A 24,184-nucleotide genomic window follows, 5' to 3' on the forward strand; every position below is an offset into this window, starting at 1 on the left:
TTCCAGATGATCTGCAGAATAAAAATTAGCCCAGTGGCGGAAAGCGCAAGCTGGTGCCCGGCTCCAACTGGCGAAATGCAGTCAGTCCGTTGATACGCGCAACCGCCAGATAGTAAGACGGGTCGCGATAAATTTTTTCACACAGCAAGGGCAGCGTGTCGCCTGCCTTGACTGTCACCAGGTGTGTCAGGTCGGGGGACTTTCGTCCCTCTTCCTTGACGATTTCAGAAGCGCTCTGGTACTCGACAAAATTGAGAGAAATTTTTGCGCGCAAGGGTTCGCCGTTCGCCTTGAACAGCGTGTAGTCAAACTTCAGGCCTTCAGCGCGGCCATAAAAAATCAGGCTGCCCCATACCACCTGCACTATAGGCGCCTCATGTTTGGTGCCGACGTAGGTGTAGACGGTATTACGCAGGGATTCGACTTGCGCCTTCACGCTTTTTGTGAGGCCGGGCACTGCGCCGGTCCCGTCCAGAACCAGCTCTTTCAGCGTGAGTTTTTCCGGCTGGCTGGCGTGAAACTTGGCTTCGTTGCTGGCTTGCCCCAATGCCTGGTTTTTCGCATAACGGATGGAGTAGTCGCGCCCATAGCCCGAAGGATTGATCAACGCCTGAAATGTGGGCCGCGAAGTATCAACGCTGATAGTGCCGCTCTTGGAGACCGTGCAGGCCGAAATTTTCAATAAGGTTTTTTGCCCGGCCATGCTTAGCGTTCTCCACGTTCTCGCAATAAATTCAGGACCAGCTTGCGGCACTCGACTAAAATTTCGTCCTTGAGAGCCTGCGGCACAGTTGTTGATTCTTCCCAATTCTCTGTGGGCCGGTCAACAATGGTGGTTTTTATGATGAGTTCTTTAATTTCTATCGGCATGGGTAGGTCCCGGGTTTAAACGGTGCGCTTGGAAAAAGAATAGGCAAAGGCGATTTTCTCTATCGCCACTTCATTCTTGGTGGAGTTAAAGGCGTCCACGCTCCACTTGACGGGATAGGCATCATTGAATTCCCAAGCACGCAGCACCTGTTTTTTTTCGCCGTTCAATTTCACAATAATGGTCCGCAATTGAAGAATGGTGGAAAATTCGCCTTCCAGCGTGGCCCGGCACCAGCCCACCAGAGGGGAGCTGAACTGCGCAATGCCACGCTTCAACTCCAGGTTCCCATGCTTAAGCTGCTTGGGAAGCTGGTGGACAAAGCGGTTCTCTCCCCCCTCCACCACCGACTCGGTTTCAATTTCAGTTCCGATTCCCGACACTTCATTGAAAGCAGTGTCGGCAATCGGGTTACCGCTGCCAAAACCTACCGTGAAATAGAATGCCGGTGGCGGGTATCCGTCTTCAAAATAATCGCCGCTCATCTAGCTATTACTTGGGAGTTGTAATCGTCAGGCCCTCATGAACGATTTCAATTGACTCAATCGCCACCTCATTGCCTTCGGATTTCAGGTCGGTGCTGGAGATCTTGGTAGGCCAGGCATTGCTCAGCGTCCAGACCATGGTGTCCTTGCCGGTTTCATCCAGCAGGCTGATGGTGACCGGCACGCGTTTGATGGTATTGAGCTTGATCTGATTCAGCCAGTCCCAGAACTTGTTGTCGCCCTTGAATACGCCTTTTTTCATCGTGATATTGCCGAATTTTTTCATGCCCGGCATTTTGATCACGGAAAAGATCGGGCTATCGCCGTGGCGGTATTTGATTTCTTCCGACTGTATGTCCAGGCCCGACACTTCCTGGAAAGATATGACGTCCTTATCGCCCCATTTCACGCGGAAATAGAATTTCGGCATAGGCCATACATTGGTTGATTGTTTTACTCCGTCGTCTGCCATAACAAACCTCTTTAGTCAGTTAATTAATTTAAAAAGTCGCTTCATCAGATGAGAGACGACGAGCTAGGATTTTTGCATTTGCTGCTGGAAGGTTATTTCAATAAACTCGGCAGGACGGCTGAGTGCGAGCAAAATCGTCACACGCAAGATGCCTTCAAGGATGTCTTCCGGTGTCATGGTTTCACCCAGGCCAACGCTCACGTTGAATGCATCCTCCGGGCTGGCGCCGGCCAGGCCTCCGCGTTTCCAGATGCCGGTGAGGAAGTTGTTCGCCATGCTTTTGATGGTGACCCATGTGCCGCTGACATTGGGTTCGAACACATAGGCCTTGGTGGCCAGGCGCAAGGACTCTTCTATCATGATCATGGTGCGGCGCACGTTGATGTAACGCCAGTCGAGGCTATTGCCGTCCAGAGTGCGGGCGCCCCAGACCAGCGTGCCCTCGCCGATAAAGCTGCGAATCGCATTGATCGATTTGCCGGCGGTGGTAACGTTCAAGTCTTCCTGCTCGTCATGCGTGATATTGACAGCCGGTGAAATCACCGACGCCAGGCTGACATTGGCAGGCGCCTTCCACACGCCACGCGCGTTATCCACCATCGTATATACGCCAGCCATCGCAGCAGCCGGCGGCAACAGGTTCAACTTCCGCTTAATCGCCAGCAAGATATTTGCATAGGTCGCACTAACGGAAAACAGGATCTTGTGCAATTCATCGTCGGACAAATAGGTCTTCTGCGTGGCATCCCGTCCGGCATCGCCTACCTGCGCCAGGATGTCCTTCAAATCTTTCGGAGCAGCCTCGCCACCTGCTTCCGCCAGCAGCAGGTCTTTGACTGCTTTTACATCGACGAAGCTTGCAAAATCCAGGTCGGTCGTCTGGATAATGGAGGTATTCAGCCAGGGGTAGTAGGCTGCAGAAAAGTTCAGGAAGTTGGTACCGAGATCGCCTCGGAATGCCGCCACACAATCGGTGGGAGGGTCGGTGCGTTCTTTGTAGCCGTTATAGATGTCCAGAATCGCAAAACGATTTTTCATCTGGAAGCCGCAATGCTTAAGGCTGTATTGTTGCAGACCTATGCAATCGTCTTCTGCCAATGCCATCGCATCAGGTATGACCACCATGGTCGGTTCTTGCTCCTTGAGCAGAAGGTCTATGCCTTCTTCCAAAGGTTTTCTGACAACGCCGGTGTCGGAATAGGTCCCGACAGAGACTATGTAGCAAGGGCCGCCTCCGTTCTGAAAAAACAGCTGCATGCTGTAATACAGGTAGTAGCGATAGGTATCGACCTTCTCGTTTGGACGCTTCAGCACGTATTCGTCATTGCCGCTTTTAAAATCGCTGCTGGAGTCGGCGTCCGTCTTTTTTACGATATCAAACTTGTCGGCCGGTGCTCCGCCGAAGTAGTTCACAAATTCTGTCATCGAGGTAATACGCCAGGGTTTTCTTGCCAGCGAAGTTCCCTTATTGTCTGCAATCTGGGTATAACCGATAAATGCCGGAACCGCAGTGGCGACTTCCACCACCGAATTCGGAAAGGCGTTTTTTTCAACGATGTAGACGCCAGGGGTTTTATACGGAGCAGCCATATCTCTTCCTTTGAAAATTATTGATGGATATAAATTTCCGCAACGATCATGGACTGTCCGTTGGGGCCTCGCTCTTTGCCAAGTTTTTCAATGCTGGCGTTCGGCAATCGCCTTATTAATACTTTTCCTGCAACACCCTCTTCCCGCAACTGCAAGCGCTTCCGGGGTAGCTTTTGCATAGGTAGCGCTGACTCCGAAAGGTAAGCAGATCCGCTATCGATGGCTGTCAACGGCGAAGGAACAAAGCTGAGCCCCATCGCAGTTTCGGCCGCATCCAGATCGACTATGCTTAATTTTTTTTCTGCCAAACTTCCAAAGAAAAAATATTTCCAATGAATTTTTTTCGATTTCAGAGCAATCGAATAGATTTTTGCCTGCCGTATTTCGTTTACTTCTTCGCCCGCCGGCCATGCCTGGTGAAATTCAATATCCACAGAAAATACCGGCTGTTCTGCCGAGCTGGCCGCGCCATTCCAATGGGCTTGAGTGTGTTTTCGCTGCGCCTCGCCGCTCGTCTCGGCAGACGACAAAGCCTGCAGAGCCTCCATGGCCCTCGATGCCGGCAATGAGGCGCTGCAAAACCGCAAAGGCGGAGCGACCGGCCAGTCCGTGTAGAAATTCATCATGGGGTCGCTGGAAAAGACATCGAAACTCAGATGCAACGGACCGGCGGATAAGCTATCCGGAAAGAATTCGGATTGCTCCTGCCAGATTTCTATCCCTGCGACGGTGCTGCGCATCAGCAGGCGCTCTGCCTGCATGATCGCGGCAGCAGCTACGCTAGGTGCAAAGCGTAGGTTGGGCGCAGCTGCATCATCGTAAAACTCATGCGTTACGACGACTGTAAAAAGGGGAAGGAAGCGCGCCATACGTCAACTCAATTTTCCGCTGAATGCTGGAGATCGGTGACGACAGGCAGTTGACCTGTAATCGCTGCGGCGTCGACCGTAATCATTCGCAGCTTGTAAAACATCGAAGGCAGATACCGCCCGCCAAGCAAGCTCCATAGATTATTCAGGTCGGGAATGCCGAGGTTTTCTATATCCAGTATCAGCTTCTCAATTCTTGCATCCAGCCCCGGACTATTTTGCTGATCGAATACCGGTCTTTGCTGAAAGAAACCGATTGCGTGAGAAATGTACTTTAAGGATTCAGCATAGTTGCCGGCGCCAAAATTGGCCGACATCATCAGATAGAGATTTAAATAGAGGGGTGCGCTGTACTGTAGCTGGCGCTGATCCCGACTGCGCGTCATCGGGTCTGGCCGGAAAGGCATGGTGTCTTTTTCGATATTTACCAGCGTCAATACCAATTTGTTGTTGGCACCGGGCGCGACGCTGCCATCCAACTCCACCAGATTGGACACGACGACGACATCTTCGATCAACTGGAAATTGTTTTTGAATTGCTGGTTTAACTGAGAGGCTAGATGACTAAGTGCTGCACTTATCATTTATCCCTCCGATCAAAGTTGACGCAGCGAAGATTCGCTACACTCTAAAAACTTTTTATTCAGTTAAATAACGAACATAAGGCTAAATATATCTATTATTAGATTAGCATGCTGTTATTGGACTAACAAATAAATCTTTAATAAATGTCAAATTTTACGTAACAGAAAGTTTCTAAAAGAAAATTAAATTGGCGTTTTCATAGCTAAATCTTGCTCAAAAAAGACCACCCTCGATGTTGTTTTTTATGCAAAATAAATAAATTCTGCAGCGGACATCCCGGAAAATAGCGGTCATGGCACCGGGTCGGCACAGGCATGAGGACAGGGCCTTATGTTCGAACTTCCACAGGAAAAAGCAGCACCTTTCTGGCTCGATCTGGCGGATAAATAGTTGTACATAATTGGCAGTATCATTGCGTCGATGGCGGGCTTAAAAAAGGCATGGCATTGATAGGTCATGGAATAAAATTCAAAGATTAAACCCTCGTTTTTATACCAAGGAGTGCGCTACCATGAGATCAAATCTGGCTGCTGGATTCGTATCAAAACAAGCCGAACAGTCCGCCGCCGCATCCGCCTCCTTGCAAGCATCCAGAGCGGCGCATCCGGGCTTCATCGACATCCGCCCGCAAGCACTGGCGCAAAGGAAGCATCAGGAAAACGCCGCAACAAGCGAACGGAGCAGCCAGCTCAGAGCTATCGCGGCCCTGATGAGCAGCAGCACGCAATCTTCTCGCATGCAATCCCTGGCCGATAGCGCAAGCGCCGGTCCTTCTCGCGCCGCATCATCGGCGGTACAAAGAAAATCATTCACAAGTGCGCGTGTCGACGCGCAGGAAACAGGACAAACGCTGCAACGCGTGGAGGATGAGGAAGTACTGCAAGCCAGGAGTGAAGCAGTGCAAAGAGTGGAAGACGAAGAACTGCTTCAGGGGAAATTTGAAACCGTACAGCGGATCGAGGAAGAAGCAGAGGAAGAAGCAGAGGAAGAAGAACCGCTGCAAGCAAAATTCAATACAGTGCAAAGGGCGGAAGAGGAAGAAGAGCCCCTGCAGGGAAAGTTTGGCATCGTGCAAAGAGTAGAAGATGAAGAGCTTTTACAGGGAAAATTTTCTGCGTCGGCAAGCGCGCAATTAAAAGAGGCGCCGAACAATACAGGCTTGCCCAATCAACTCAAATCCGGCATCGAGTCCCTGTCCGGCATGAACATGGACCATGTAAGGGTTCACTATAACTCAGCCAAACCTGCGCAACTACATGCGCATGCCTACGCGCAAGGCAGTGAGATCCATATGGCTCCGGGCCAGGAACAGCATTTGCCGCATGAGGCATGGCATGTCATACAGCAGGCGCAAGGGCGGGTTAGGCCGACAACGCAGATGAAGGGCAATACGCCGGTGAATGATGACGTGAGCCTGGAGGTGGAAGCTGATGTGATGGGCGAGAAAGCCCTCTCCGTGGGCGGATCACCTATACAAGGCGTCCGGAAGGATAGCGACGGAATGCGTGCATCTCGCATTTTCCCATCGCCAGTTATACAACGCAGAGTCGGGTTCGAATTTGAAACCAACGCCCATATTTATAGAACATACAACAACGACAATGTGGGGCTGGTGGCCGACGAGGCAGAGATATTTTATGGGGCCGGCTGGAAGCTGGTATGTGATTCCGGACGCATGGAGTTCGTTTCTGAGCCATTTGATAATCTGGCAGCGTTTCCCCCTATCATAGCAAGTATCGGCCAATTCATCGCAAACTCCAGAGTTGGACTAAATACGGACATACGCATGCGTAATCCAGGACAATGGGCTCCCGGTGCTGTTGGTCTGGCTGGGCGCAACGTCTATACCTCACATGATGTATTGAATACCGTACCCGTAGGTCCAAATTCGTTTTTCGGTAATCCCCAAGTGTCCATCGGAACAAAGTTGGAATCGCTTGACAAATTCCTGAAGCAGATCAGGACAAAAAATGTCCTTCATGGCATGAGAAGGAGACTGGTGCAAAATGGCAGAACCGGCGAGGCAAAAAGGGTAGGGAAATTATTGAGTGATAAATGGACCAATCGAGTGGCGCAGGCAATACCGAAAGCCGAAAGGCTTGTCCTGACTTGGGCACCTAATTTACCCGTTCTGGACCAAAATCAGTTGAGAGGATTCTGGCAGTTGATTACCCATTATTGGGAGGCGCTTTCGGGTTATACCGGGGCAGGCTACATCAAGGCCAGGCTGCCCGTGATGGCGAGAACTGACTTTCACAGCATGTACAATGCCATGACTCCAGCAGCGCAATTGGCTTTTCAAAATGCGAGGCAAGACTTTTTAGGGTTGAATATTCCTTTGAAAGCCAAGACCGGTCCGTTCATACATGGTCATGCATTTTCCATGGGAGATTGGTACGATTCCATCATTAACCCGGGGGGAGTGATGCCGATTCCTCAACATACTTTTCAGAATGTCACGCGGAATGTAGACCTGGTTTCGGACGATCAAACCGTCGCAGTCGGCACCAATAAATCGATGGGGCAGCTAGGCATGGATACGCATGACCCGCTTGCCTCAAGAGCGGTATTTGAGCTTCGTCACATTACGGGGGGTGTAATGATAGAGCTGGGAGATCTTCAACCTCTTATCCTGCAACCGATTTTTGCTCTGTTACAGAAAGTTGGGGCCTGATCATCCCGTTGGGCCGATAGCGCTTGCGCGTGATGTGCAGGTTCTTCGAATGGCTTGCGTCCGTTAAGATGAAACCGCGCTGAGCAGCGCCGACACATTACCATCCTGCCGCCATCAATTCCAATTTCCATTTACACTAAGGCTGGTACGGCTTTTTTCATGTCACTTTATGAGGAGTAACACATGGTAAAGAAAACCAGGAAAACATCTGCGATCGATATCGGCATTTCGGATGCGGAACGGGGGGCGATTGTTGAAGGCTTGTCGCACTTGCTGGCCGATTCTTATACGCTGTACCTGAAGACTCATAATTTCCACTGGAACGTAACCGGCCCGATGTTCCGCACGCTGCACCTGATGTTCATGGAACTGTACACGGAACAATGGGCGGCGGTGGACCTGATCGCAGAACGCATACGCGCGCTGGGCGCACCGGCGCCGGGCACCTATGAAGCCTTTGCCAGCCTGACCTCGATCAAGGGTTCCAAGGCCTTGCCGAATGCGACCGAAATGATACGCGAGCTGACGGAAGGCCAGGCCACTGTGGTACGCACCGCCCGCGCCTTGTTCAAGGTCGCGGAAAAAGCCAATGACCAGCCTACCTGTGACTTGCTGACCCAAAGGATGCAGATACACGAAAAAAATGCGTGGATGCTGGGCAGCTTGCTGGAAGAGTAAAGAACAGAGCAGTAAATCAAGAGAACCCAAGAGCATCAAGACCAGGCAGCGGCCCCGCAGCAGCCTTGAATAAGGTACTGCGCGCCGCCGCTGTGCGCGACATTCGACACCCTACCTACACCCCCGCCAGCATCCACGCCGCCAGGCACGCAAGCCGCACAGTCAAATCCCAACACTGCGCGCCAGCCATGTACAATCTCTATCCTCAAAAGGAAGCTATCAAAGGACATTTTCGTGGCAAAAAATATATTTATTTACTTCGATCCTATCGAACCGGGCATCTATTACGAGCAACTGGCCAATGGCATCAAGGAATTGGGCGCCTGGGCCAAGGTAGGGCAATTCATGTATTACGTGAAAACAGACAAGCCGCTGGACACCGTGTCTTCCTTCCTGTGGAGCCTGATGCGGCCGGATGACAAGCTGGTCGTGGTCAGTTCCAGCACCAATGAATTCTGGTCCTTCAACATGGCGCCGGAAGTCTTGCAGCATCTGCAAGGCTTGTGGCTGACCAAGACTGAAGCCTGAGGTTAGAAGCCTGACCCGGCATAGTATTCATCGTATTTTATCGGGCCATCCGCCAGGATGGCCCGCACAAACCTTCCGCACCGCCCCTCCCGCGCCAGCGACACAAACGCGAAACCATAGTTGACATTCAGCAAGAGCAATTCTCTATATACTCCGTTCCGGCATCGACCCATTTGCCTGAAAACAGCCGGCGCCAAGCTTGGTACACCTAGCCTGAATTGCCGCTTTATTGCCCCAGTATTGCCCATATTTGTCCATATCATGAGCCTGAAATTCGCCCTCGCCATCGCTGCCATTGCTACTTTTTTCATTTCCCGCGGCATGCTGAAAAACCCAGCTTCTGCGCAGAAAAGAATCGGCTCCAACGAACTGGAAGACTGATTCCGCACCGGGCTCGCGGGCTTCGCTCCTGCCGGGTTCAATGTCCATCCTCAGCTAACGCTCAGCTTCAAACTGCTTTTATCATGGCTATGTGCGCTCTTTAACCGAACTGCGCACAGCCTGCTGATAGGCTCGGTTGTTCCACATTACTGCTGGAGCAGCTATGCAAAAAGCATCCTCATTCCCAAAGTCCCACTGGCCCGGCGTGAAAGATATTGCCAGCCAGGCGAATGCCGCATCGGGCCAATCCGGCCATGCGCGCGTCAAAAACATCCGTGAACACGATACTTCCATCCCCGGCGTGGTCGCCAAGGTAGTTGAGTTTGACCGAAAATTCAGCGATCGCCCCTACCGGGAAGCGCGCAACAAACGGCAAAAAGAAGAATAAGGGCGAAGACAGCATCGGCAACGCATCTGCCCCTTAGCAATGTGGAGCAATGTGTAAAAACGTAGACGAATTGAGTGTCATATTTGTTCACATATTTTACAAATGAGAATCATTCGTGTTAATCTCCGTGCATTGCCAGCAATTTTCCCAATAGCGTTCCCAGCGTTATCCTGAAGCCGTCTGTAGTGACGGCCGGGTGAGAGCCAGCCTTTTATTTTTCTCTTACCTGGATCTCACTATGTCTGGCACTCGCTTGCGAGCGCAGCCTGTTGGCACGCGCTTATCTCATTCCGTCTCCACCTCTTCCACCTCTGTAAGTGCCCTGCCCGGCCAACGCCGTTTGCTGAGCCTCGCCGTGCGCGCCGCCTTGCTGAGCCTGCTCAGCGCGCCGGTACTCAGCCTGCCCGCCCAGGCACAGGCTGTGAGTGCAACAGCCAGCAAATCGTACAGCATCCCAGTCTCCAGCCTGGCGACTGCGCTGCAGGCGCTGGAGCAGCAATCAGGCCAGCGTATCGCTGTGGATAAGGACTTGATCAAGGATCGCAGTTCAGCCCGCCTGGAAGGCAGCTACACGATGGAAGGCGCACTCTCGGCCCTGTTGGCCGGCAGCGGCCTGCAGGCGCAGCGCCATGCCGACGGCAGCTATCGCATAGCCACGGCCAGCCAAACTACGCAGCTCAGCTATGGCGTCAATAAGGAAAACGGCCTGCCAGAAATCAGCGTCAAGGCAGACAAGGAACATCAATACAAACCGCCGCGCGCCGGCACGACCACCATCATCAGCAGCGATGACCTGGCCAAACGCGGCGCCAGCGACGCCGGCGGCATCGTTCGCTATGAGCCGCTGGTCAGCGCACCGATGGCAGCCAGCGGCAGCGGCAGCGTATGGGATGGCGCGGGCAACACCGGCTACAACATCCGCGGCATCGAGGGTAACCGCGTCAGCATGGATGTGGATGGCATTTCCCTGCCGGACGCCGCACCAAAGCCAGACGGCAGCAGCCTGAATGCGTTCGGCATAGGCCGCGACTACTATGATCCGGAAACCTTCCGCGAAGTGCGCATAGGCTCAGGCACCACGGCCACCGGAGCGGGCACGCCCGGCCTGGGCGGCGGCGTTGCCTTCGTTACCAAATCACCGGACGACTATGTCGGCGATGGCCGCGACAGCTATCTCGGCTATAAGGTGGGCTATAACTCCGTCAATTCCAGCACTGCACAGACGCTGACCGGCGCGGTACAAAGCGGCAACTTGCAGGCACTGGGCGTATTCGTCCATCGCAAGGGCAAGGAAACAGAAAGCAAGGGCGACGTGGCAGTGAACCCGGATGACTGGAATTCCGACGCCTTCCTGGGCAAGCTGAACTGGACCCTGACACCGGAACAGAAGCTGGGCCTGACCATCGACGCCTATCAGCGCGAGAACAAGCGCATCTTCAATAATAAGCAGAATACGACCACCTACCCGGAAGGCGCACGCCAGGACTCCAACACCAAGCGCACCCGTGTCAGCCTGGACCATCACTACACGCCGACCGGCTTCGCGCTGTTTGATACGCTGGATACACGCATCTACGGCCAGGACGCCAAAGTCACCGACGTCACCGATGCGCGCTACGTGTTCCAGCAAAACTACCAGCGCCATATCACGACCGGCTACTACAACAAGAGCTACGGCATTGCTTCCGACGCAGTCAAGCAACTGGACCAGGCCAACAAGCTGGTCTACGGCTTCAGCGTGGAAGAAACAGAAACCCGCCGGCCCTGGTTTGAAGACCACATAGTCATCGCCACCGGTGCGCACCAGTACACGATGAAAAACCGCATGGCCGATACCGATACCACCAAGCTGGCCCTGCATGTGCGCGACGACGTGGACTTTGACCTGGCCGGCCATAAATCCACCTTCAGCGCCGGCCTGCGCGCAGAAAACCGCAAGCAGGATCCCAAGAACCTGGCGGCCTACCTGATCGCTGTGCCGAGTGCATCCAAGGAGATCAAGGATCAATCCGACACCTATGTCACTCCCAGCCTGAGCCTGGCCGTGGAACTGACACCGGGCTTCGATGCCTATGCGCAGTACAGCCGCGGCGTGCGCCTGCCGACGGCGGCCGAGCAGACCGGTACCTATGATTCGTTCAGCTACACCGGCGCCGGCAACGGCTATGCGGTATTGGGCAATCCCAATCTGCAAAAAGAAACCAGCGATGCGTTTGAGCTGGGCCTGAAAGGCACGCCGGCCAAGGGCGTGCATCTGCGCTCCGCCGTGTTCTATACCCGCTACAAAAACTTTATCGAGTACGTGGCGCAGCCTGCCGATCCGGTCAATTACCCGACCATCACGCAGGGCCTGTTCCGTCCGGAAAATATCGGCAAGGTCCGTACCTGGGGCGGCGAACTCAGCAGCCAGTTTGAACTGGGTACCTGGTCCGCACCGCTGGCAGGCTACAGCATAGGCGCGGCAGTCGGCGTATCGCACGGCAGCGCAGAAAATTCGCTGACCGGCCAAAGCAGCGGCCTGGCTTCCATCACGCCGGCCAAGGGCAGCCTCAGCTTTGCCTATGACGATGTAGCGCAGCGCTTTGGCCTGGCATTGATCGCCACTCACGCAGACAGCAAGCAGGCGCCGAACGATGTGATTTCCGGCGTTACCACGCCACGCTTTGCAGTACCCGGCTACAACATCCTGGACTTCACCGCTTATTGGACCCTCGGGACCATCAGCAAGAACGCCAAACTGAATGTCGGCATCTTCAACCTGACCGATAAAAAATACTGGGACTACGCGTCATCGCGCGGCCTGACTGCCGGCACCACCGCAGCAGCCCGCGCCGACATAGAACGCCAGGCCCTGCCGGGACGCAATGCCTATGTCAGCCTCAGCTTCAACTATTAACCCCTGTTATTCATTTCATTCGCCAGTCCACACCGACTCATCAACAATACGGAGCCAACATGAAACAACCTAAGATCATCCTCGCCATCCTGGGTGCACTCGCCATCGTCAGCAGCCATGCCGCCGCCCCTGCGCTGGCAGACCGCTGGGCCAGCCTGCGCGCAGAGCAGCCCAAGCTGCAAATCCGCGATGCCGCCCGCGTACTGGGCTCAACGGAAGCAGAATTACTGGCAACCAATGTCGGCAAAACCGTGACCGTTCTGCAAAACCAGGAAGACTCCGCCCGCGAAATCATGCGCCGCGCGCTGGACCTGGGCGAAGTGCTGGCACTGACCCGCAATGAAAACGGTGTCATAGAACGCACCGGCGTTGCCACCAAACTGAAACCGCAGGATGAAACAGCCACACCAGGCGATCCGGAGAAAGAAGCGGAACGCAAGCAGCGCATGAAGAACATCGCCGGCGGCTACCTCGGCGGCGAGATCGACCTGCGCTTCACATTCAAGAACTGGAAGTATGCATTTGCCGTAGTACAACCGGGCCGCGACGGCACCACCAGCCGCAGCCTGCAATTCTTTGACAGCCACGGCATGGCAGCGCACAAGATCTATGTGAAGAGCGAAGCCGGCGTGGCCGTGTTCGACAAGCTGGTGGCAGACTTCCGCGCGCCGCAGCAAACTGCAGAGCTGAAAATAGAACCCATTGCCCCAAAAGCAGCAGAAAAACCGGACAGCAAGGTTGATGTGAAAGAGTTCCAGATGGCCTGGAATGAACTGACCGATGTGCACCAGTTTGCCCGCCTGCTGACGGAGTTCGGCGTATCGCGCGAACAGGCGCTGCGCCTGGCACCTGCGGGCATGGCAGAGCGCGTCACACCGGCTGCAGTGCGCAAGCTGCTGGATGAATCCGCGAAACAGCAATTATCCATCATGGCCTTCCTCGGCAATGAGTCGGTGATCCAGATCTTCAGCGGCAAGATCACCAAGACTGCAGCAGCCGGCGACTGGTACAACGTACTGGACCCGAAGTTCAATCTGCATTTGCGTGAAACCGCCTTCAACAGCGGCTGGATCGTGAAGCGCGCAGGCGTGACCTCGGTAGAGTTCTTTGACAAGGACGGCGAACTGGTAGTCAGCTTCTTCGGCGTACGCGAACGCGCCAAGCCGCAACCGCAAAGCTGGGTGGACATGACAGCCAGCCTGCCACGCGCCACTTCTTGACGTAGTCTTTTCTTTTACGCTCTCTCTTCATCTGAGGAGAGAGCGTGCAGGATTTCTTTCCAGCAGCATCCTGCCATCTTCAGCTTCGTCCGGCACTTGCCCGGCATCAACAACAGACGAATAGCCTCCTTGCTCATCTGAAAAAAATCAAAGTTTTCAATCAGATTTCCAGTCAAATTCACGATTGAAAAACTCCAGCCTTGCCTGATAAATTTGCCAGGCTTCAACTTCTTCTTATCCTGCGCACCGACCTCAGAATGCACGAAAAATGTCGGCGGAATTTACATGCGGCATAGGGTTGCCACCGAGCACCTTCGATCTAAAAAATAATTCTGATGCAGATCAATGGCTTGCAATTTTTAATGACGAAAATACATGCTTGGAATGCATATTGCATGGTCGCATCCTGATTTGCGTCAGGCCCCCTCAGGCAGGTCAAAATAAAATCCATGGGGCAATGTCGTTGGGCGTACGTCGAGTGTTCGATTCTTCATCCCACTAAGGTCAACCCATGAAAACTACAAAGCTCAGACTAAAACGATCCCTGCTCGCTCTCACGAGCACCGCCATGCTGGCGTTGGCGGCGACTACCGCCCACGCCGGCCTCATCACGGAAAGCGGAGATGCAGGGCAAACGCTCGCGGCATCTCAATTGACTTCGGGAAGCGGATTCATCACAAGTATCCAGGGTTCCCTGCTGGCCTCGCCGAGCAACGATTATGCCGACATGTTCCGCATCTATCTGTATGCCGGCAGCACCTTTAGCGCGACAACCACAGCCTCCAACTTCAATTTCAATAATTTCGACACATCCCTGTTCCTGTTCGACAGCGCAGGCATGGGCCTGGTCGCTAATGACGATGATCCTGACGCCGGCCCAACCTCCACCATCAACAATTTTTCGGTGACCGCTAGCGGCTTCTATTACCTGGCCATTGCTGGTGCTGGCTACACGCCTGTCAGCGCAGGCGGCTCAATCTTCGGCAGCCTGCTCAACCAGGACCAAGCCGGCCCTGGCGGGCCTGGCGGAGCGCAGTCGCTGTCCGGCTGGCAAAGCATCAGCAATGAAGGAGATGCCTACGAAATCGTGCTGGCAAATGCATTCGCCGGCCCGCCTGTGCAAACGGACCTGCCCGAACCCGGCTCCCTGCTGCTGCTGGGCCTGGGTGCTGCCGGACTGGTCTCGCGCCGCAAACTGCGTGCAGCCGGCACCAAGGCTGCAGGCATTGCACGCTGATTGCCCGGCCCCTCCCTATTCATTGCAAACCATTTTCTATATGGATCAATCATGAAAACAAGATATATCGCCCCGCTGTTGATGGCCCTGCTATCCGGCGTCACAGGGCTGGCACAAGCACAGCAAGCAAAGCTGGATGGACGTCTGTCCGATCTCGTTGAGTCCCTCAAGTCCCGTGGCGTGTCACGCCTGGCGGTCACAGGGCCGCATGTCACCGATTACAGCATGAGAGACGACTCGGGCCGCGTGCTGGTGGACATCTACCTCGATGGCTCCAGCTCCCTCGATGCCGTCGTCGCCAGCCTGAAAGCCGCCGGCGCCAACGTCACCGGCGTTAATCCCTACTTCCGCAACGGCGCTGTGTCGGCCTATGTTCCTCCTATCCAGATCGAATCCCTCGCGGCGACTTCCGGCCTGCGCCTGATGAAAATGTCGCTCAAGCCGCAGCGTAGCGTGGGCGCCGTCACGTCGCAGGGCACCACGGTCATCCGTTCGGACGTGGCCAATGCCAGCGGCTACACCGGCAGCGGCATCACCGTCGGCGTGCTGTCTGATTCCTATGATGCGTCTTCGACGAGTTTCACCACCATCCGCGCAGCCAATGACATCGTCAGTGGAGACCTGAAAACCCCAAAGCTTGTCATCGATCTGGGCCTTGCCCCTGATAATACGGATGAGGGCCGGGCCATGATGCAGATCGTGCAGGACGTTGCACCGGGTGCGGACCAATGCTTCGCTACCGCCTTTGCAGGCGAAGCGGCTTTTGCAGCCAATATACGTGCGCTGCGCACCAATCCCGCCTGCAATGCCGACATCATTGTGGACGACGTGTTTTATTACGACGAGCCCTTCTTCTCGGATGGCCAGGTGGCCCAGGCTGTCAATGACGTGACGACCAGCACCACCTTGCCGGGTAAAAAAGTCTCGTATTTTTCCTCTGCCGGTAACCAGGGGGCAGCCGGCGGCGGCGGCTCTATCGACGTAAGCAACGCGAGCTTTTCTACCTCGCCCACCAATCTGGGCAACATCAACCTGGCCTCAGCCGCAACCTGCACCAGCTCACCCGGCACCGGATCGACCAAGGCCAACGTTGCCGGCGGCTGGCTGGATTTCGGTGGCGGCGTGTATGCCTTGCCTGTGAACTACACTGGAACTGGATCCGGCTCTACCCTCCTGATGCAGTGGGACGATCCCTTTTATGCGGGCGCCGTGACCACGGACTTGAACTGGTATATGTTCAATTCCGCCGGGAACTGCGTGTTCACTTTCGCCAGCAATAACCTGTCAGCGGACGATGCCACCGAGATCATTGGCCTGTCCGGCGGCGCCAACGGCACCTACCGCATCATGATAGCCCGCACCAATGCCGGCACCAACCTCGCTACCCGCGTGCGCCTGCTGAACCTTGACGGATTTGGCGGAACACCTTTCCAGAACCCAAGCAGCCCGACAACCTTCGGCCACAGTGCTTCCGCCAACGCCAATAGTGTTGCAGCATATCGTTATACTTATCCGGCAGCCCAGATTCCCTATATTCCTATCTATGAACCGTTCAGCAGCCCAGGACCGGTGACCATCGCTTTCGACGCCGCAGGCAATCGCCTGGCGACCGCCGAGCTGCGCAAGAAACCGGACATGGCGGCACCGGACGGCGGCGACACCACTTTCTTCTATCCCGGCGATGATTTCGAAGGCAACGGCCGCTACAACTTCTTTGGCACCAGCGCCGCGGCACCGCATGCGGCTGGCGTTGCCGCCCTGATGCTGCAAAAGGCGGGCGGCCCCAACTCGCTGACGCCCAAACAGGTCAAGAGCTTGCTGCAGACCGGAGCACCGGCGCGTGTTGCTCCCTATGGTTCAACTGCAAACAAGAGCTGGAGTCCATTTGATGGCTTCGGCCTGATTGATGCAGTCAGCACGCTGAACAAATTGCCTTGAGCGATAGCGACTGCCTGATCTTCCTGCTTCAATGATAAAAGCCGGCATCTTGCGATGCCGGCTTTTTTATGAAGGGATGGACCTAAGCCTGCTGGGCAGACCATGGCTGGTAATCCGAGTAACCTTTCGCATCGCCGCCAAACAAGGAAGCGCCATCGAAATCGGCCAGCGGCAGCCCATCACGCAGGCGTGTAGGCAGATCGGGGTTGGCGACGAACTTGCGGCCAAAGGCCACCAGGTCCGCATAGCCATTCGCTATGACCCAGTTGGCGCGCTCCAGATCGTAGTTGCCGGCAACAATGATCAGGCCGCTGAAATGGGCGCGCAAGTCTTGACGGAAGGACTCGGTGAATTGCGGAGCGTCATCCCAGTCTGCCTCGACCAGATGCAGGTAGGCGATGCCCTTTTTCTCCAGGTAGGCGGCGGCTTCCAGTATGGTCGGCAAAATGTCCGGACATGCCATGCCGCGCGCGGTCAGGAATGGGGCAAGGCGGATCGCCGTACGATCTGCGCCGACTTCATCAACAACCGCATCGATCAGCTCTTTCAGGAAGCGCAACCGGTTCTCACGCGAACCGCCGTATTCATCTTCGCGTACATTCGACGTAGTGCGCAGGAATTGATCGATCAGGTAGCCATTTGCGCCGTGGATTTCCACGCCGTCAAAGCCGGCGGAAATCGCATTGCGCGCCGCCACGCGGAAATCACCGATGATGCCGCGGATTTCTTCGGTGCTCAAGGCGCGTGGTGTTGGGCAGTTCACCATTTCGCCCTGGCCTGTTGTTGGATTGACCTTCCAGATCTGGGCCTCAAACGGTACCGCAGATGGCGCTACCGGCAATTCGCCATTATGGAAATCCGGATGCGACATGCGGCCTACGTGCCACAGTTGCAGGAAAATGCGGCCGCCTTTGGCATGCACGGCGCTGGAGATACCGCGCCAGCCGGCAATCTGTTCATCGCTATAAATACCTGGAGTGAATGAATAGCCCTTGCCTTGCGGTGTTATCTGGGAAGCTTCGGTTACGATGAGGGCCGCATCGGCACGCTGCGCGTAATGCAAGGCATTGATCTCATTCGGCGCATCGCTGGGCTGGGTGCTACGGGCACGCGTCATCGGCGCCATGACTACGCGGTGAGCGGCCGTACGGCCGGCGATTTGCACTGGGGTGAACAGGCGGTTTACTTCGGCAGCATTCATTCTTGCATTCATGTCAATTCTCCAAGTAGTCCAGGTAGGCGTATCCGGCTAAGAGCTGGCCACGCATGGGGCAACATTCAAAAGAAGCCAGGCACATGGATACAAGTGCTGTCTTCACGCTTTACATGGCATGTATTATGATGTGTGACAGTTTCAAACAAAATAGCCTTAAAAACTGAAGCATCTATTCCCATTTTGAACAGATCAATTTGGCAATCAATGCGGAGTACTCCATGCCCGAACTCGCCGATATGCGTTTCTTTGTGCAGTCCGTCAGCGCCGGCAGCTTGTCTGCCGCCGGGCGGGAGCTGGGCTTTTCACCTGCGGTGGGGAGCAAGCGCCTGGCCAGGCTGGAGGCAGACCTGGGCGTGCGGCTGGTGCAGCGCAATTCCCGGCGCTTTACGCTGACCGAAGAAGGACAGCTTTACCATGACCGCTGCCTTGCCATCCTGGCGGAAGTGGCCGATGCGGAAGCCATGATCAGCAAAGGCAGGCAGGCGCCGCACGGCATCTTGCGGGTAGCCGCGCCGATTGCCCTCGGGCGGCGCTGGATAGGCCCGGCGCTGGCAGAATTTGCCCGCAACTACCCGGAGGTGAAAGTCCAGCTTTCCTTATCCGACAACTATGTCGACCTGATCGAAGGCGGCTGGGATTGCGCCGTGCGCATAGGCGGCGATGAAGACTCCCGCTTTATCGCGCGCAAGCTGGCCGACAACCGCCGCGTGATATGCGCATCACCGGATTACCTGAAGCGCAGGGGAACGCCGCTGACGCTGGAAGATTTGAGATCCCACGATTGCTTACTGATGAGCCGCAGCGGCATGCATGCAGACTGGCTATTCCACCCCATCGGCGATAAAAACGGCAAAAGCGGCAAGGAAAATAGGGACCACAGGGACGAGCGGGGTGTCACGATGCGCATAGAAGGACGCCTGATTGCCGACAACGGCGAACAGACGCATGACTGGGCCCTGGCCGGCCTGGGCCTGATGCGCCGCTCCATCTGGGACGTGGCAGAAGATCTCAACCAGGGCAGGTTAGTTCAGGTGCTGACCGACTGGACCAGCGAGAGCACCCCGATCCGTATCATTTTTGCGTCCAGGCAGTTTTTGCCGGCACGCACACGCCTGTTTATTGATCAACTGGTTGCACAATTTGACGCCGCATCGCAGGCGGGCATGTTGCGGCAAGTTTGATCGGCTGCGCAAAATCGTAGGGTGCAATGGGCTTTATCTATTGCACCGTTCTTCTTTAAAGAAACGCAAAACCATTTTTGCTGCTGAGATCGGGGATACTTTCTTTTCTCTACTTCGTGCAGAGGTGGCGCATGATTCGCTGCTTGCAATCCCTCATAAAAAAAATCCCTGCCGGCAGTCAATGCAGACAGGGATTTTTGTTCTGATATCAGGCTACGAATCAAGCCGCCAATCAAACCACTACACCGGCAAGCCGGCGTAGCGAAGCAGGCTTAGAACTTGTAGTTGTAAGCGATGCCGACCAATTGCAGATTGGTCTTGAAAGTGCCGCGTGTGGTTTCGCCGTTGCCGGTGCAACCTGTGGACAATGGTGAGCAGTTATTGGTGTAGTTCAAGGGTGCATCCTTGAAGTCCAGGTAGCTGTAGGCCACGTCGATCGAAGATTTCGGTGACAGCTTGTAGTTCAGGCCCAGCGAGAATTGCGTACGGTCGCTGTCAGGGAAGCCGGCGTGACGCAGTGTGTCGTTTGGCACTGGAGACTGGTCATGCGACAAGCCGCCGCGCAGCGTCAGGCTGTCGTTGTAATGGTAGTTCGCGCCGATGGAGACACGGGTCGTGTTTTTCCATTGCTGACGGATCACTTCATCGCCTTCGGTCGTGCCTGGGAACTGGATATGCACGTCGCCCATGCGGCTATTGCGTGTCCAGGTCACATCGGCCATCAAATCCCAACGATCGTTCAGGCGGTGGAATACGTTGCCGGACAGAGTCTCAGGCGTGCGCAGGTCAACCAGCGCAGCAGAGTTCGCGCGGTGCGAGCTGGCTGCCAATACCTTGTTGACTACCGGATCGGTCGTCACACTGGAGAAATCCCAGATTGTATTGCCTTCCAGCGAGTGAACGACGGAAGAACGGTAGGACAGGCCGAAGCGTGTGCTCTCATCCAGCGTGAACATGTAGCCCAGGTTGAAGCCAAAGCCCCAATCCTTGCCGCTGTTGGAGCCGTGGCCGTCATGCACCGCAGCCAGTGCCGCAGGGTTGCCGCCCAGAGCGATGATCTGCTTGACCAGTGCAGCGCTGGTAGGCGTGCCGGCCAGTGCAGCCACGGAACCAGGGATATCTACAGCCTGACCCAAAGATGCCTTCATGTATTCAGCGCTGATGCCAAAGCCGAAGGAATGGTGTTCATTGAGCTTGAAGGAGGCGGACGGATTGAACGCTACCGATTCCAGCTTGATGTCGCTCAGCGCGTAGCGGCCGGTCCAGGTGTTGCCGTAGTTGATCTTGGTGCCGTAAGGAACGAACATGCCTACGCCGACTGTCCAGCGGTCGTTCAACTGATGGCTCAGGTACAGCGATGGTGCTGTGACGGAGTCAGGCACGTAGTCGCTGGCAGCGGTGCCGCCTGCCGGTGTGCGGGTGAAACGTGTAGAGCCAGCGTCAGTGTAGGTGGAGTGCGGCACGACAACAGTAGCGCCAACCATGAACTGCGTACCTTCCAGGCGGGACATGCCGGCCGGATTGTAGAAAATGGTGGATGCATCATTGGCTTCGGCGCCATTGGCGTCGGCAGTACCTTGTGCAGATACGCTCTGGGAACCGAAACGATAGCCCGATGCGAGGGCGGAAGTGGACAATGCAGCAAGTGCAGCAGCGATAAACAGGGGAAGAATTTTTTGTTTCAAGATAGTCTCATTTATTAATCAATCGTTATCGATTGACGATCTTCATACACGGAACATGGTCCGTCCTACGCGCTTGCCTCTATGCGGATCGCCGATCGGCGCGTACGTTACCTCATGGAATTAATTGCGGTCAAGAAAAATAAAAGAATAAAGACTCTGATAATTTTCTTGGAGGTGCCGCTATCAAAAGCCCTACTACCTGCGTGGATTAGCGATCTGCGCTGTAAATAAACCGGCGAGCAAATGCCAGCAAATACAAGAAAAGATCAGCAAGCTCTGCAGCGTTCGTCCTTCCTGTTTATAATCTGCCATTCATTTCATCCGACTGCATACATGGCATTCTCCCTAGATAAATTGCTCGTCATCGGTATTTCTTCCCGCGCGCTATTCGATCTGGAGGCGGAGGAAGCGATCTTCAGGCAGTCCGGCCTCGAAAGCTACCGCCAGCATCAGCTTGATAATGAAAACAATGTATTGAAGCCCGGCGCAGGATTTGCGCTGGTGCGGGCGCTGCTGAAACTGAATGAGCTGACGCCGGAGAACCGCCTGGTGGAAGTGGTGATCATGTCGCGCAATTCTTCCGAGACTTCACTACGCATCTTTAATTCCATCAGCCATTACGGGCTGGACATCACGCGCGCGGCGCTGTCCGGCGGCGCACCGCTGGCGCCGTACCTGGAAGCCTTCAACGTCAGTCTGTTTTTGTCGCTGCATGAAGACGATGTGCAGGCTGCGATCAACTCCGGCGTTGCCTCTGCGCTGCTGTACCAGATGCCGGACAATGCGATGGAAGACCTGGGCCAGATACGCATTGCCTTCGACGGCGATGCGGTGATTTTTTCGGATGAATCGGAACGCATCTTCCAGGAACAAGGCATAGAAGCCTTTGAACAGCATGAGCGGGAAAACGCCATGAAGCCCTTGCCGGAAGGCCCGTTCGCGCGGCTGCTGGTGGCGCTGTCCTTCCTGCAAAATAATTTCAAGTCCGAGGATGGCCGCGCGTTCCCATTGCGCACCGCACTGGTGACCGCACGCTCATCGCCCGCGCATGAACGCGTGATCCGCACGCTGCGCGCATGGAATATCGCGATTGATGAAACCTTCTTCATGGGCGGCGTCGCCAAATCAGCGGTGCTGGCCGCATTCAAGCCGCATATGTTTTTTGATGACCAGCATGGGCACTGCATCAAGGCGGCCAGCTTTGTGCAAACCGGCCGCGTACCTATCAAGCAATAGCGACGAGCTTACAGAACGGCTACTAGCGCGTAATGGCGGAACTGGGTAAGCGCTTGACGTTGGGATAGGCCGAGCTTTCCAGCCAGGATTTGAATTTGATCATGCCTGCATCTGCCCTCCTGTGCTGGGTGCGCAATTCCATCAGGCGCATGACGGCGGCTTCGCTAAAGCCCTTGATCTTGTGGCCGGGGATCACAGCGTAATCATCCCCCAATAAGAACAACTCCCTCTCGCCCACCTTCGGCAAAATAATGCGCATCGCATCTTCCGCCGCCAGCCAAACCACATCATCTACCAGGAAAAAGCGCATCTGTACGCCGAGATAGGCGTAGTAGCGCCCCTGCCACTTATTCAGTGCAGACGCCTCGCCCGCACGCTTGATGGAGGGGAAAAGGTCCTTGATATAGCGCTGAAAAAGGAAGATCCACAACAAGCCTGCCAGCAAAAATGTGAGCATATCCCTGGCGCGGCCCATGGGGCTCGCCAATCTGATGGAAACATAGGTGCCGATGATGCCTATCGCCACCCTGATCAATAAACTCCACATTTTGCGGGTCGGTTATTGATGCCTTGCTGAGTGTTGGGGTCGCGTTTGCTTTATGCCAGCCTAGCCCTTTTCCGCCAGCTCTGCCAACAGGGATTGGCGCAAGCCTGCATCCTGCGGTGCTACCGCAAAACCGGAGATGACATCCTCCGCCGTATAAAAACGCGCGATGGTGCTGGCGCCACGCTGCTCCACTTCCCAGCGGCCCGCAGGCGCATGGTGCGGCGCAGGGCTGACCAGGGCCAGCGGGTAGCTTGGGGTCTTGACGATGACAGGGCTGGGCTTCAGGTCGATCTCGGTAGGCTGGCCGTTCAGCGTCTTGGCAATCGCGCGAGCGGCGCTCATCAGCGGTGCGATATACGGCAAGATGCGGCTGCTGCCGTCTTCGGCAAACGTATATTGTGCGCAATCGCCCAAGGCATACACATCCGCTGCGCTGGTCTTGCCTGTGGTGTCGATCAGGATGCCGCGATCAGTCACCAGTTGCGCTGCTTGCGCCACGCGCAGATCAGGCCGCAGGCCCACCGCGGACAACACCACATCGGTCGCAAAGCTGTCGCCATTGGCCAGCGTGACCGTCAGTCCTGCGCCATTGGCATCGACGCTGGCGGCGGTAGTGCCCAGCTTCAGCTTGATGTTGCGTTCAGTTAGCGCAGTATGCAAACCCAGGGACAATGCGGCAGGAGCCAGTGCTGCCAGCGGCATGGGGTTAGGGTCCACCAGGCTGACTTCATGGCCTGCGCCGGCCAGGTCATCGGCAAATTCGCAGCCTATCAGGCCGGCGCCGAGTATCGTCACCCGTGCCGGATGCGGCAGCATAGCGATCTGCTCGCGGAATACCGCGTAATCGGCAATATCATTCACCGACAAGACCTTGCCGGCGGCATCGCCTTCCAGGTTCAGGCGTATCGGTTTGGCGCCGGTGGCGATCACCAGCTTTTCATAGCTGAAGTTGCCGGCGCTGGTGCTCACTGTTTTTGCTGCGGTGTCTATCGTGTTGACGGTCGTCTTGGTGAGTATCGTCGCGCCGGTCTGCTCCGCCATTTTTTCCACGCTCTGCGTGACCAGCTGCGCGGCCTGCTTGTTTTGCGCAAAGGCGTTGGACAGCATGGGTTTGGAGTAGAAGCCGCCGTCATCGGCGGTGATGATCAGTAGTGGGTGGATTTTGTCCAGTTTGCGGAATTCTCGGGCTACTGTGTAGCCGGCTAGGCCGGTGCCTATGATGATGATGGGGGTCATGATGTTTGCCGTTCTATTTCATAGATTAATTTGGGCTACAGCGATTTTGAGATTGCTGGCCGGGGGTAGCCCGGCTGCTACTTACTTTATTTTGCTTCGCCAAAATAAAGTAAGCAAACAAAAGGCGACCGCAGACTTGCCCTTCGGGTGATGACGCTTTGCGCCATCACATTTTGCGCACTGCCAAAAATGGGAAATGGGCGAAACTCGCCTGCGGCTCAAACAACACCCATTTCTGATCCATTTTCGGCAGAGCACAAAATGCTACGTCCCT

General features: G+C 55.3%; 22 protein-coding genes. 10 read left to right on the forward strand and 12 right to left on the reverse strand.

Features of this window, described 5'->3' with window-relative positions; all coding sequences use genetic code 11:
• Positions 1-25: 25 nt before the first annotated feature.
• The 7 genes from IEW12_RS12505 to IEW12_RS12535 all read right to left on the reverse strand — a co-directional run bounded on the left by IEW12_RS12505 (position 26) and on the right by IEW12_RS12535 (position 4,868).
• Positions 26-703, reverse strand: a complete 678-nt coding sequence (locus tag IEW12_RS12505) for a CIS tube protein (protein WP_188566359.1) — start codon at positions 701-703, stop codon at positions 26-28.
• A gap of 2 nt (positions 704-705) precedes the next feature.
• Positions 706-870, reverse strand: coding sequence for a DUF5908 family protein (locus IEW12_RS12510; protein WP_188566360.1), 165 nt, complete (start codon positions 868-870; stop codon positions 706-708).
• 15 nt (positions 871-885) lie between these two features.
• Positions 886-1,353, reverse strand: a complete 468-nt coding sequence (locus IEW12_RS12515) for a phage tail protein (RefSeq protein ID WP_188566361.1) — start codon at positions 1,351-1,353, stop codon at positions 886-888.
• A 7-nt stretch (positions 1,354-1,360) separates the two neighbouring features.
• Positions 1,361-1,825 carry a phage tail protein gene (locus IEW12_RS12520; RefSeq protein ID WP_188566362.1) on the reverse strand — a complete coding sequence of 155 codons (465 nt, stop codon included), beginning with the start codon at positions 1,823-1,825 and terminating at the stop codon, positions 1,361-1,363.
• A 63-nt stretch (positions 1,826-1,888) separates the two neighbouring features.
• Entirely contained in the window at positions 1,889-3,415 is a 1,527-nt protein-coding gene (locus tag IEW12_RS12525) for a phage tail sheath family protein (protein ID WP_188566363.1), read from the reverse strand.
• A gap of 17 nt (positions 3,416-3,432) precedes the next feature.
• On the reverse strand, positions 3,433-3,963 hold the full coding sequence (locus tag IEW12_RS12530) for a hypothetical protein (RefSeq protein WP_188566364.1): 531 nt from the start codon (positions 3,961-3,963) through the stop codon (positions 3,433-3,435).
• Positions 3,964-4,292: 329 nt separating this feature from the next.
• Complete coding sequence (locus IEW12_RS12535; protein ID WP_188566365.1) at positions 4,293-4,868, reverse strand: Pvc16 family protein; 576 nt, start codon at positions 4,866-4,868, stop codon at positions 4,293-4,295.
• A gap of 512 nt (positions 4,869-5,380) precedes the next feature.
• On the opposite strand from IEW12_RS12535, the gene IEW12_RS12540 reads away from it, so the two are divergent.
• The 6 genes from IEW12_RS12540 (at position 5,381) to IEW12_RS12565 (ending at position 13,634) form a co-directional block, all read left to right on the forward strand.
• On the forward strand, positions 5,381-7,543 hold the full coding sequence (locus IEW12_RS12540; RefSeq protein WP_229751069.1) for an eCIS core domain-containing protein: 2,163 nt from the start codon (positions 5,381-5,383) through the stop codon (positions 7,541-7,543).
• Positions 7,544-7,726: 183 nt separating this feature from the next.
• Positions 7,727-8,221, forward strand: coding sequence for a Dps family protein (locus IEW12_RS12545; RefSeq protein WP_188566366.1), 495 nt, complete (start codon positions 7,727-7,729; stop codon positions 8,219-8,221).
• A gap of 234 nt (positions 8,222-8,455) precedes the next feature.
• Complete coding sequence (locus tag IEW12_RS12550) at positions 8,456-8,749, forward strand: hypothetical protein (protein WP_188566367.1); 294 nt, start codon at positions 8,456-8,458, stop codon at positions 8,747-8,749.
• A gap of 544 nt (positions 8,750-9,293) precedes the next feature.
• Entirely contained in the window at positions 9,294-9,518 is a 225-nt protein-coding gene (locus IEW12_RS12555) for a hypothetical protein (protein WP_188566368.1), read from the forward strand.
• A 238-nt stretch (positions 9,519-9,756) separates the two neighbouring features.
• Entirely contained in the window at positions 9,757-12,414 is a 2,658-nt protein-coding gene (locus IEW12_RS12560) for a TonB-dependent receptor (RefSeq protein ID WP_229751070.1), read from the forward strand.
• Positions 12,415-12,473: 59 nt separating this feature from the next.
• The gene (locus IEW12_RS12565) at positions 12,474-13,634 is read left to right on the forward strand and encodes a hemin-degrading factor (protein ID WP_188566369.1); all 1,161 of its coding nucleotides are present in this window, start codon (positions 12,474-12,476) and stop codon (positions 13,632-13,634) included.
• A 14-nt stretch (positions 13,635-13,648) separates the two neighbouring features.
• Here the strand turns inward: IEW12_RS12565 and IEW12_RS12570 are convergent, their stop codons facing one another.
• Entirely contained in the window at positions 13,649-13,897 is a 249-nt protein-coding gene (locus IEW12_RS12570) for a hypothetical protein (RefSeq protein WP_188566370.1), read from the reverse strand.
• A gap of 248 nt (positions 13,898-14,145) precedes the next feature.
• Here IEW12_RS12570 and IEW12_RS12575 point away from each other — a divergent pair, with 248 nt between their 5' ends.
• Together IEW12_RS12575 and IEW12_RS12580 are read left to right on the forward strand one after the other, a co-directional pair.
• Complete coding sequence (locus tag IEW12_RS12575) at positions 14,146-14,871, forward strand: PEP-CTERM sorting domain-containing protein (RefSeq protein WP_188566371.1); 726 nt, start codon at positions 14,146-14,148, stop codon at positions 14,869-14,871.
• A 51-nt stretch (positions 14,872-14,922) separates the two neighbouring features.
• Positions 14,923-16,809, forward strand: coding sequence for a S8 family serine peptidase (locus IEW12_RS12580; RefSeq protein WP_188566372.1), 1,887 nt, complete (start codon positions 14,923-14,925; stop codon positions 16,807-16,809).
• An 82-nt stretch (positions 16,810-16,891) separates the two neighbouring features.
• On the opposite strand, the gene IEW12_RS12585 is transcribed toward IEW12_RS12580, so the two are convergent.
• Positions 16,892-18,022, reverse strand: coding sequence for an alkene reductase (locus tag IEW12_RS12585; RefSeq protein ID WP_229751071.1), 1,131 nt, complete (start codon positions 18,020-18,022; stop codon positions 16,892-16,894).
• 221 nt (positions 18,023-18,243) lie between these two features.
• Between IEW12_RS12585 and IEW12_RS12590 the strand changes: the two genes are divergently transcribed.
• Positions 18,244-19,206: a LysR family transcriptional regulator gene (locus IEW12_RS12590; RefSeq protein WP_188566373.1), complete on the forward strand. Its 963-nt coding sequence runs from the start codon at positions 18,244-18,246 to the stop codon at positions 19,204-19,206.
• A gap of 272 nt (positions 19,207-19,478) precedes the next feature.
• On the opposite strand, the gene IEW12_RS12595 is transcribed toward IEW12_RS12590, so the two are convergent.
• Positions 19,479-20,891, reverse strand: a complete 1,413-nt coding sequence (locus IEW12_RS12595; RefSeq protein ID WP_188566374.1) for an OmpP1/FadL family transporter — start codon at positions 20,889-20,891, stop codon at positions 19,479-19,481.
• Between the two features lie 333 nt (positions 20,892-21,224).
• On the opposite strand from IEW12_RS12595, the gene IEW12_RS12600 reads away from it, so the two are divergent.
• Positions 21,225-22,127, forward strand: a complete 903-nt coding sequence (locus IEW12_RS12600; protein WP_188566375.1) for a 5'-nucleotidase — start codon at positions 21,225-21,227, stop codon at positions 22,125-22,127.
• A 22-nt stretch (positions 22,128-22,149) separates the two neighbouring features.
• Here the strand turns inward: IEW12_RS12600 and IEW12_RS12605 are convergent, their stop codons facing one another.
• Entirely contained in the window at positions 22,150-22,674 is a 525-nt protein-coding gene (locus IEW12_RS12605) for a hypothetical protein (RefSeq protein WP_188566376.1), read from the reverse strand.
• Between the two features lie 60 nt (positions 22,675-22,734).
• Complete coding sequence (locus IEW12_RS12610) at positions 22,735-23,910, reverse strand: FAD-dependent oxidoreductase (RefSeq protein WP_188566377.1); 1,176 nt, start codon at positions 23,908-23,910, stop codon at positions 22,735-22,737.
• Between the last annotated feature and the right edge of the window lie 274 nt (positions 23,911-24,184).

Source organism: Parundibacterium terreum (assembly GCF_014636315.1).
Taxonomy (GTDB): Bacteria; Pseudomonadota; Gammaproteobacteria; order Burkholderiales; family Burkholderiaceae_D; genus Undibacterium; species Undibacterium terreum.

Excerpts from the sequence above, each read along its gene's own strand:
- IEW12_RS12505 (WP_188566359.1), bottom strand. The coding sequence starts at position 703 with ATGGCCGGGCAAAAAACCTTATTGAAAATTTCGGCCTGCACGGTCTCC.
- IEW12_RS12510 (WP_188566360.1), bottom strand. The coding sequence starts at position 870 with ATGCCGATAGAAATTAAAGAACTCATCATAAAAACCACCATTGTTGAC.
- IEW12_RS12515 (WP_188566361.1), bottom strand. The coding sequence starts at position 1,353 with ATGAGCGGCGATTATTTTGAAGACGGATACCCGCCACCGGCATTCTAT.
- IEW12_RS12520 (WP_188566362.1), bottom strand. The coding sequence starts at position 1,825 with ATGGCAGACGACGGAGTAAAACAATCAACCAATGTATGGCCTATGCCG.
- IEW12_RS12525 (WP_188566363.1), bottom strand. The coding sequence starts at position 3,415 with ATGGCTGCTCCGTATAAAACCCCTGGCGTCTACATCGTTGAAAAAAAC.
- IEW12_RS12530 (WP_188566364.1), bottom strand. The coding sequence starts at position 3,963 with ATGGAGGCTCTGCAGGCTTTGTCGTCTGCCGAGACGAGCGGCGAGGCG.
- IEW12_RS12535 (WP_188566365.1), bottom strand. The coding sequence starts at position 4,868 with ATGATAAGTGCAGCACTTAGTCATCTAGCCTCTCAGTTAAACCAGCAA.
- IEW12_RS12540 (WP_229751069.1), top strand. The coding sequence starts at position 5,381 with ATGAGATCAAATCTGGCTGCTGGATTCGTATCAAAACAAGCCGAACAG.
- IEW12_RS12545 (WP_188566366.1), top strand. The coding sequence starts at position 7,727 with ATGGTAAAGAAAACCAGGAAAACATCTGCGATCGATATCGGCATTTCG.
- IEW12_RS12555 (WP_188566368.1), top strand. The coding sequence starts at position 9,294 with ATGCAAAAAGCATCCTCATTCCCAAAGTCCCACTGGCCCGGCGTGAAA.
- IEW12_RS12560 (WP_229751070.1), top strand. The coding sequence starts at position 9,757 with ATGTCTGGCACTCGCTTGCGAGCGCAGCCTGTTGGCACGCGCTTATCT.
- IEW12_RS12565 (WP_188566369.1), top strand. The coding sequence starts at position 12,474 with ATGAAACAACCTAAGATCATCCTCGCCATCCTGGGTGCACTCGCCATC.
- IEW12_RS12575 (WP_188566371.1), top strand. The coding sequence starts at position 14,146 with ATGAAAACTACAAAGCTCAGACTAAAACGATCCCTGCTCGCTCTCACG.
- IEW12_RS12580 (WP_188566372.1), top strand. The coding sequence starts at position 14,923 with ATGAAAACAAGATATATCGCCCCGCTGTTGATGGCCCTGCTATCCGGC.
- IEW12_RS12585 (WP_229751071.1), bottom strand. The coding sequence starts at position 18,022 with ATGAATGCAAGAATGAATGCTGCCGAAGTAAACCGCCTGTTCACCCCA.
- IEW12_RS12590 (WP_188566373.1), top strand. The coding sequence starts at position 18,244 with ATGCCCGAACTCGCCGATATGCGTTTCTTTGTGCAGTCCGTCAGCGCC.
- IEW12_RS12600 (WP_188566375.1), top strand. The coding sequence starts at position 21,225 with ATGGCATTCTCCCTAGATAAATTGCTCGTCATCGGTATTTCTTCCCGC.
- IEW12_RS12605 (WP_188566376.1), bottom strand. The coding sequence starts at position 22,674 with ATGTGGAGTTTATTGATCAGGGTGGCGATAGGCATCATCGGCACCTAT.
- IEW12_RS12610 (WP_188566377.1), bottom strand. The coding sequence starts at position 23,910 with ATGACCCCCATCATCATCATAGGCACCGGCCTAGCCGGCTACACAGTA.